The sequence below is a fragment of the Roseinatronobacter sp. NSM genome, from assembly GCF_052379845.1.
Taxonomy (GTDB): Bacteria; Pseudomonadota; Alphaproteobacteria; order Rhodobacterales; family Rhodobacteraceae; genus Roseinatronobacter.
This window is the reverse complement of the sequence record NZ_JBQTCF010000025.1, coordinates 59196-68266: the sequence shown is the minus strand read 5'-3', so window position 1 is coordinate 68266 and position 9071 is coordinate 59196. Positions and strand designations below refer to the sequence as shown.

Here is a 9071-nt window from a genome sequence, read left to right as displayed (position 1 = left end):
CTGAGGGGGCATATGCCCCCTTTTCTGACGTCATTTCTGGGGTATTTTTGAGTATTTTTGGCAAGATGAAACCCTGGTGTGGTCCCGGCTGGGCAAGCGGTCGGATTATGCCTTGCCCTTGTAGATTTCGACCAGTTTGCCAAGCATGGCAAGCGCATCTTCGCGCGAGCGCTGGAAGCTGTTGCGCCCGATGATGGAGCCGTTGCCGCCCCCGTCGCGGATGGCGCGGGCGTCATCATAGACCGAATCCTCGCCCTTTTTCGCGCCGCCTGAAAACACCACGATGCGCCGGCCGTTGAAACTGGCTTGCATGCAGTGTTTGACACGCGCGGCTTGCGTTGCGATGTCGATTTTCTGGTCTTCATAGACTTTCTTGGCTTCGGGCAGCATCAGATGATCTGTGGACAGCTTGATCTTGATGACATGCGCGCCCAGCAAGGCCGCGATTTGCGCCGCATAGGCGGCCACATCAATGGCGGTTTCGCCGTCTTTGGTGATGGCTTCGCCACGTGGATAGGACCAGATGACGGTTGCCACCCCCTTGGCGGCGGCTTCTTCGCGCATGGCGGAGATTTCCTCGAACATGCCCAGGGCGCAATCCGAGCCGGGGTAGATGGTGAACCCGATTGCCGCGCAGCCAAGGCGCAGCGCGTCATCGACGCTGCCGGTGATGGCCTGATTTTTGCCTGCCGTGTCAGACATCAGCGAATTGGCGCTGTTGACCTTCAGGATTGTCGGGATCTGGCCTGCGAATGTGTCAGCGCCCGCTTCGATCATGCCCAGGGGGGCGGCATAGGCGTTCAGGCCCGCATCGATGGCCAGTTGATAATGGTAATGCGGGTCATAGGCGGCGGGGTTGGGCGCGAAGGTGCGTGCGGGGCCATGTTCGAACCCCTGATCGACGGGCAGGATGATCATTTTGCCGGTGCCGCCCAGTTTGCCCTGCATCAGCATGCGGCACAGGTTGGCCTTTACGCCCGGGGTTTCCCCTTCGTAATTGCTGAGAATTTTTTGAACGATGCGGGTTGCACGCATGGGCTGCTCCTGTCCGGATGGTTGTTTCAGGCAGGGTTAATCGCTGGATTGTGACGAAACAATGATGAACATGCGGCCGACAGGAATGTTAGCGCAATCAGACACAAGGATCATGTTCTTGCGTGCGAAAACATAACTGCTGGCGGGGGGGAGGGTCGAAAAGTGGGCCAGAGCGCAGGCCGGTCGGAGGGGTGGCGCGGGATATTCCGGCTTGTCATTTCGCCAAAAGCGGGGTCTTGTTGCGCCCGCCATGCAAAAGAGTGATGTTATGCCTGACTTCAAGCCGCCAAAAGATGCCTATACACTGATCCTGGAAGCGATTGATCTTGGCGTCTACAAACCCGGCGACAGATTGGTGGAATCTGAACTGGCGGAGCGTTTTGGCGTGTCACGCACCCCGATCCGCGAAGCATTGCAGCGCCTTGAAACGCAGTCGCTGCTGACGCGCGACGGGCGGTCGTTGATTGTTGCATCGCTGGATCATAACCAATTGGCCGAACTTTATGCTGTGCGCGCCGAACTGGAAGGATTTGCCGCCCGTCTGGCGGCGCGCCATGCCACCGATGAAGAAGTGCGCCTGTTGCGGACCATGGTTGATGAAGACCGAAAGCTGATCAATGACCCCAAAGCGCTAAGCCGTGCCAACCGGCGGTTTCACAAGCAGATCCACCTTGCATCGCATAACCGTTATCTGGTGCAGCAACTGGATCTGGTGCACCGTTCCATGGCGCTGCTGGCCACAACATCGCTGAGTTTTGAAGGACGCGGCACCCAGACCATTGACGAGCATTCCGCCATTGTCGAAGCGATTGCCGCCCAGGACGGGCAGGGCGCGTATGAGGCGTTAAAAACCCATATTTCGACGGCGTTCCTGACGCGGTTGCGTCAGGATGCCAATAGTGCGGACCGCTATTCGCTGTAGCGGCGGGGGTCAGAATATCTGATCCAGAAACCGCGACAGCGCGGCATGGGCCTTGTCATTGGCCGCGGCGTCCCAGTCATTTGATTCCTGAACCGTAAAAGAATGGCGCGCGCCGCCAAATACCTGCGCTTCATGGGGCACATCGGCGGCCTGCAATTCATCCATCAGGCGCGCCAGATCATCCATGCCCGAAACCGGGTCGGCCGATCCGTGCAGCACCAGAACCGGGCCGGTGGTGGCGCTGTAATCCTGCCCGTCGGGGGTGTCCAGCCCGCCATGAAAGCTGACAAAGCCTGCCATCTCCATGCCTGCGCGGGCCGCTTCCAATGCAGCGGCGCCGCCGAAGCAATAGCCGGTAATCACCATCTGTGCGGGCACGCCGTCCAGCTGCGCAGCCGCCTGCGCAGCGGCTGAGATGCGCGCGCGGAACGTGGCACGGTCGGCATAAAGGGCGCCCGTTTCGCGGCGGTAATCCTCAAACCCGTCCAGAACCGCGTCGCGCCCGAACAGGTCCACGGCAACGCCCACAAAGCCCGCTTGTGCCAGCGCATCGGCGCGCGCGATTTCATGGTCATTCACGCCGTCCCAGTCATGGACAATCAGCACCGTGCCGCGTGCATCCCCATCGGGGCGCGCGACATATCCTTGAAATTCGACCCCGTCGACGCTGTAGGTCAGCGGGTCGGCAAAGCCTGTTTGCGCAGATAAAACTAATGCCATGCTTGCCCCTGCAAGCATGAACGCTTTGATCCGTGACATAATTTCCACCCTGTGATGTAATGCTCCAAGGCAGAAACTAGGGCGGAGTGGGGGATTTCAAGTGCTGCCGCCGTCAGGCCAACCGCGACTTGAGCACGGCACCCGCCTTGCCGAAATCCATTTCACCGGCATGGCGTGCTTTCAACAGGCCCATGACCTTGCCAATGTCGCGCACGGACGCGGCACCAGTTTCGGCAATTGCGGCATCAATCGCACGGGCGATTTCATCGTCATTCAACTGGCGCGGCAAGAAGGTTTCGATCACGCCAATTTCAGCGAGTTCCTTTTCAGCAAGGTCCAGACGCGCCGCTTCTTCATAGGCGCGCGCCGAATCGCGGCGTTGCTTGACCATGCGTGTCAGCACCGCGACCAGATCACCATCGCTTAATGCACCACCGGTTCCGTCACTGCGCGCGGCGATTTCGCGGTCCTTGATGGCGGCATTGATCAGGCGCAAGGTTGCCAGCTTTTCGCTGTCCTTGGCCTTCATCGCGGTCTTCAGTTCGCTTGATATTCTGTCGCGCAGGGACATTCGGCCAGTCCTGTTTTATGGTTTGTCTACCTAGGCGCAAAACCTAACGAAGGGCGCACTGTCCTGCAAGGTTCAAAAACACCATATAAAACAATTGCCTACGCTTCTTTTGCAAGTTTGGCGGGATTCGCTTGATTCTCCTTGCTCATGGGCTTAGGTTCCGCCGAAATCCGAACATGACGGAGCGACAAGATGTGTGCGCAGACACTCAAACCCACAGCATGCCTTGTTCTGGCTGATGGGACAGTTTTTTATGGGCGCGGTTTCGGCGCAACGGGGCACACCGTGGCCGAGCTGTGCTTCAACACCGCCATGACCGGCTATCAGGAAATCATGACAGACCCATCCTATGCGGGGCAGGTGGTCACCTTCACATTTCCCCATATCGGCAATGTGGGTGTGAACCCTGATGATGACGAAACCGCCGATCCGGTGGCGGCGGGCATGGTGGTGAAATGGGACCCCACCCAGCCCAGCAACTGGCGCGCGACCGAAGGGCTGGTGGAGTGGCTGACCAAACGCGGGCGCATTTGCATTGGGGGTGTGGACACGCGCCGCCTGACGCGCGCCATCCGTCAGCAGGGTGCCCCGCATGTGGCCCTGGCCCATGACCCGGATGGCAATTTCGACATCGAACACATGGTGGCAACTGCGCGCGCGTGGAAAGGGCTGGTCGGGCTGGATCTGGCGCGCGATGTGACATGTGCACAAAGCTATCGCTGGGACGAAATGCGGTGGGCCTGGCCTGAGGGTCATATGCGCCAGACCGCGCCAGTTCATAAGGTGGTGGCCATCGATTACGGGGCAAAACGCAATATCCTGCGCTGCCTTGCCAGTGCGGGGTGTGATGTCACGGTTCTGCCGGCCACCGCCACTGCCGAACAGGTGCTGGCGCTGAACCCTGATGGGGTTTTCCTGTCCAATGGTCCGGGGGACCCTGCCGCGACGGGCGCCTATGCTGTGCCCATGATCCGCGATGTTCTGAAGGCCGATATTCCGGTTTTCGGCATTTGCCTTGGCCACCAGATGCTTGCGCTGGCGCTGGGGGCGCAAACGGTCAAAATGAACCACGGCCATCACGGCGCCAATCACCCCGTCAAGGATCATGAGACCGGCAAGGTTGAGATTACGTCCATGAACCACGGGTTCGCTGTGGACAGCCAGACCCTGCCCGATGCGGTGATTGAGACGCACACATCCTTGTTTGACGGGTCCAATTGCGGCATCCGCATGAAAGACAAGCCGGTGTTTTCCGTCCAGCACCACCCCGAGGCCAGCCCCGGACCGCAGGACAGTTTCTACCTGTTTGAACGCTTTGCGCAGCATATGGCGGACCGCAAGGCCAGCTAAGGGCAAGTGGCGCGCGCGCCAAATGAAGTTGCCATATGCTCTGATTATTTAATCAGTTGTTAATCAAAATGGTGTTCCCCTTTGCGTTAACCAAAGTGGAACAATGATGCTCAATATCAGGCCGGTTTCATCCTTTTCGTTAGATGGTCTGCCACCCGTCCGGCTTAGTGTTGTGCGCGACAACAGCCAGACGCGCGACAGGCTGGGCGCGATTTTGCGCGATATGGGGGCCATCAGCGACGAAGGGCTGGTATACGCCTTGCATATGCAGGCGCAGCAGGCCACCAATCTGGGGGATTTGCTGGTTGCCCAAGGGCAGATCACCGAAGACACGCTGATGCGCGCGCTGTCGGTCCAGTTCGATACGCCCATTCTTGATGCCGCCAGCCGTGACCCCGACCCAACATTGACCGATATTTTGCGTCCTGAACGTTGTATCGCGCTGCGCTGCATACCGTGGTGCCATGCGGGCGCAGTGACTGTGGTGGCCACTCCGCGCCCCGACCAGTTCGAACAGTGCCGCGCGGAATTGGAAGCCGCGCTTGGCCCTGTTGTTCCGGCGCTGATCTCGGAAAACTTCCTGCATGACACGGTTTTGCGGCTGCGGCGCACCCGGCTGACACTTTGGGCCGAAAGCTGCGTCACACAGCAGGAAAGCTGCCGGAGCATGCCCTTGCGGCGGGTGCGCCTATGGCTGGGTGGCGGGCTTGGGGTGCTTCTGGCGCTGGCGTTTTCCGTGCCGCAGGCCGTGTTCATGGCCCTGACGCTGATTGCCAGCGTATTTCTGGCCTTGTCTGCCAGCCTGAAACTGGCGGCAGCCATCGCCGCAGTGTCGCGCCCGCACCGCCGCGTCCCTGCACCGGCAGGCGCGGTCGTGGATTTGGTGCAGCGCCGCAAGCCGGTGGTGTCCATCCTTGTGCCGCTGTATAAAGAACCCGAAACAGTGCCGCGCCTGCTGACACGTTTGGCCCGGCTGACATGGCCGCGCAACTTGCTGGACGTGCTGTTGATTGTCGAAGAAAACGACCACGCCACGCGCCACGCGTTGCAGGGCGCTGACCTGCCGCGCTGGATGCGCGTTGTTCCGGTGCCGGATGCGCCGCTGAAAACCAAGCCGCGCGCGCTGAATTATGCCATGCTGTTTGCGCGCGGCACTTTGATAGGCGTCTATGACGCCGAGGATGCGCCCGAACCCGACCAGATTCACCGCGTTGTGACCTGCTTTCAGAACGGGCCTGCAAATCTGGCCTGCGTGCAAGGCGTGCTTGATTTCTACAATCCGCGCAGCAACTGGCTGGCGCGGTGCTTTACCATCGAATACGCCAGCTGGTTCCGGGTTATCCTGCCGGGGTTGCAGCGTCTTGGCCTTGCTGTGCCACTGGGGGGGACAACCTTGTTTTTCCGGCGCGACATTCTGGAACGGCTGGGGGGATGGGACGCGCATAACGTGACCGAAGACGCGGATCTGGGCATCAGGCTGGCGCGCCACGGATTTTACACGCAGCTTCTGGACACTGTCACCTATGAAGAAGCCAATTGCCGCCCGCTGGCCTGGGTCAAGCAGCGTTCGCGGTGGTTGAAGGGCTATGCCATCACGTGGCTGGTGCATATGCGCGACCCGCGCGCATTGTGGGCGCAGCTTGGGGCGTGGCGGTTCTGGGGCGTGCAGGTGCTTTTTCTGGGAACATTGGTGCAATTCATGCTGGCACCTGTGCTGTGGTCATTCTGGCTGGTTCTGGCCGGATTGTCGCACCCGTTTATGGAGTCCTTCCCGCGCGGCGCGCTTGTCGCGTTCGTCGGCCTGTTCCTGATGTCAGAGGCCGTGAATATATCCGTTGGACTTGTCGCCACGCGCGCGCGCCATCACCGGCATTTGCGGGTGTGGTTGCCAATGCTGCACGGGTATTTTCCCTTGGCGGTGCTTGCTGTCTACAAGGCGTTGTGGGAACTTGTCTCGGCGCCGTTTTACTGGGACAAGACGCCCCATGGCACGCATGGCGCAGCCCTTGACGCGGTTGCCGTTCATGGCCAAAGCTGAAATTTGGCGGACCTTGGCGCGACCGGGTTGAATGTATTGCATGAAGATTGGCCCCCAATGTTATATTTTGAAAAGCAAAATCTGGTCTTGCTGGCAACGCCGAAAACGGCCAGCACCTCGTTGGAAACAGCCCTTGCACCCATGGCGGATATTGTGTTGCAGGGCGACCCGCGCATCAAGCATTGCACTTATCATCGCTATAAATGGCGGTTTGAAAAATTCGTCATGATTTTCAACAAGACACCACCTGAAACAGTGGCCCTGATCCGCGAACCCGAAGACTGGCTAAGCAGCTGGTTCAGGTTCCGCCATGGCGACTGGCTGAAGGGCACCCCGCGCAGCACCCGCGGCAAGACATTTGATGAGTTTGTCGCAGGCTACCTGCTGGACCCCAAGCCCGCCTTTGCCGCTGTCGGGTCGCAGGCCGCATTCCTGACCCATCCGATGCAGGATGATCAGGTGCAAACACTGTTTCGCTATGACGCCATGGCGCAGTTTCAGGCATGGCTGGAAGACCGGCTTGGGTGCAAACTGGATTTGCCGCAAAAGAATGTTTCGCCAAGGATGGACACCAGTTTGTCTGCGGAGCTGCGCGAGCACTTGCGACATGGATGTGCGCGCGATTACGCGCTGTATGATGGTGCGCGCAGCACTGCATAAATTCCGCCCGGCTGGCTTGTCGCGCGGGTGTTTTCAGTGCAGCCTGCGCATATGCCCCCGACCATGAAGGACCCAAGGACATGACACTTGAAACCCGCATCCAACAAGCACGCGGCGAAATCCCTGCCGATCTGGTTTTGCGCGGGGCACAGGTGCTGTGCATGGTGACGGGCAGCTATATTCAGGGCGATGTTGCCATTTGCGGCGACACGATTGTGGGCATCGGGGCCGACTATGACGGTGCGCAGGTCATTGACCTAAGTGGGCATATTCTGGTGCCGGGGTTTATTGACACGCATTTGCATATTGAATCGTCGCTGGTCACCCCGTTCGAATTTGACCGCTGCGTGGCCCCGCGCGGGGTGACAACGGCCATTTGCGACCCCCATGAAATTGCCAATGTCGCGGGCAGTGCGGGCATTCGTTACTTTCAGGACGCCGCCACCCGCACAGTGATGGATATCCGCGTGAACCTGTCGTCCTGCGTGCCGTCCACACATATGGAAACTGCAGGTGCGGCACTGGATGCGCAGGATTTGCTGGCGCTGGCCGATCATCCCAGTGTCATCGGGCTGGCGGAATTCATGAATTTCCCCGGTGTCATTTACCGCGATCCGGGCTGCATGGCCAAGCTGCATGCCTTCGCGGGCCGCCATATTGACGGGCATGCACCGCTTTTGTCAGGGCGCGACCTGAACGCCTATGTCAGTGCGGGCATTCGCACGGAACATGAATCCACCACTGCCGATGAAGCGCGCGAAAAGCTGCAAAAGGGCCTGCGCTGCCTTGTCCGGGAAGGGTCCGTCAGCAAGGACATGGTGGCGCTTGCGCCGCTGCTGACGCCCATAACTGCGCCTTATATGTGCCTGTGCACAGATGACCGCAACCCGCTGGACATTGCCGAACACGGCCATCTGGACCACATGATCCGTAGCCTGATTGCGATGGGGTGCGACATACTTTCAGTCTATCGCGCTGCGTCGCTTTCGGCAGCCGAGGCATTCGGGCTTAAGGATCGCGGCCAGATAGCCCCCGGCAAGCGTGCCGATATTGTCGCGCTGCCTGATCTGGCGCAATGCCGCGCCAATCTGGTTCTGTGCGGGGGCAAGGTGGTCGATGACGCGGCCTTTGCCGCGCGCGACCTGATTGCGCCGGTTGCGCGCAATTCCGTGCACGCGCCACAGGTCACGGCACGCGATTTCCGCCATGCGGGCAACACCGCAGACACGCCCGTCATTGGCGTTATCGAGGGCAAGATCATAACCCGCCACCTGCGCAAGGATATCTTGCCCCAGGATGGTGACAAACGCCCCGATCCCGCCCGCGACCTGGCCCGCGTTGCGGTGGTGGAACGCCACGGCAAGAACGGCAATATCGCTACGGGGTTCGTGCGCGGGTTTGGCATGCAAACCGGCGCAATCGCGGCAACAGTCGCGCATGATCACCACAATATTGTCGCGGTCGGGGTGGATTATGATGATCTGGCGCTGGCCGTGAACCGGCTGTCTGCCATTGAGGGGGGCTTTGTCGTGGTGCGCCATGGACAGGTTGTCGCGGAACTGCCCCTGCCTGTGGCGGGGCTGATGTCACTGGACAGTTACGAGCAGGTCCACGCCCGCCTTGTAACCTTGCGCGCAGCCGCAAAAACCCTTGGGGTGACATTGGAAGAACCGTTCTTGCAGCTTGCCTTCATCGCGTTGCCGGTCATCCCGCATTTGAAAATCACTGATTTCGGCATGGTCGATGTGGACCGTTTCGAAGTGATCTGACCTGCG

General features: G+C 59.8%; 8 protein-coding genes. 5 read left to right on the top strand and 3 right to left on the bottom strand.

From position 1 onward, the window contains the following. Positions 1-105 precede the first annotated feature (105 nt). On the bottom strand, positions 106-1035 hold the full coding sequence (locus ACTZWY_RS14010) for a class I fructose-bisphosphate aldolase (protein WP_444791326.1): 930 nt from the start codon (positions 1033-1035) through the stop codon (positions 106-108). A 268-nt stretch (positions 1036-1303) separates the two neighbouring features. On the opposite strand from ACTZWY_RS14010, the gene ACTZWY_RS14005 reads away from it, so the two are divergent. After that, positions 1304-1957 carry a GntR family transcriptional regulator gene (locus ACTZWY_RS14005; RefSeq protein ID WP_444791325.1) on the top strand — a complete coding sequence of 218 codons (654 nt, stop codon included), beginning with the start codon at positions 1304-1306 and terminating at the stop codon, positions 1955-1957. Between the two features lie 9 nt (positions 1958-1966). On the opposite strand, the gene ACTZWY_RS14000 is transcribed toward ACTZWY_RS14005, so the two are convergent. Beyond that, a complete protein-coding gene (locus tag ACTZWY_RS14000; protein WP_444791324.1) occupies positions 1967-2677 on the bottom strand; it encodes a dienelactone hydrolase family protein in 711 nt (236 codons plus the stop codon). A gap of 112 nt (positions 2678-2789) precedes the next feature. Then, the gene (locus ACTZWY_RS13995; protein WP_444791323.1) at positions 2790-3248 is read right to left on the bottom strand and encodes a GatB/YqeY domain-containing protein; all 459 of its coding nucleotides are present in this window, start codon (positions 3246-3248) and stop codon (positions 2790-2792) included. A gap of 192 nt (positions 3249-3440) precedes the next feature. On the opposite strand from ACTZWY_RS13995, the gene carA reads away from it, so the two are divergent. The 4 genes from carA to ade all read left to right on the top strand — a co-directional run bounded on the left by carA (position 3441) and on the right by ade (position 9065). Then, the gene (gene carA, locus ACTZWY_RS13990) at positions 3441-4598 is read left to right on the top strand and encodes a glutamine-hydrolyzing carbamoyl-phosphate synthase small subunit (RefSeq protein ID WP_444791322.1); all 1158 of its coding nucleotides are present in this window, start codon (positions 3441-3443) and stop codon (positions 4596-4598) included. A gap of 103 nt (positions 4599-4701) precedes the next feature. After that, positions 4702-6636: a glycosyltransferase gene (locus ACTZWY_RS13985; protein WP_444791321.1), complete on the top strand. Its 1935-nt coding sequence runs from the start codon at positions 4702-4704 to the stop codon at positions 6634-6636. Between the two features lie 57 nt (positions 6637-6693). Continuing rightward, positions 6694-7296 (top strand): gamma-glutamyl kinase, encoded by a 603-nt coding sequence (locus ACTZWY_RS13980; protein ID WP_444791320.1) that lies wholly within the window; start codon positions 6694-6696, stop codon positions 7294-7296. An 80-nt stretch (positions 7297-7376) separates the two neighbouring features. Beyond that, positions 7377-9065, top strand: coding sequence for an adenine deaminase (gene ade / locus ACTZWY_RS13975; RefSeq protein ID WP_444791319.1), 1689 nt, complete (start codon positions 7377-7379; stop codon positions 9063-9065). Positions 9066-9071 lie beyond the last annotated feature (6 nt).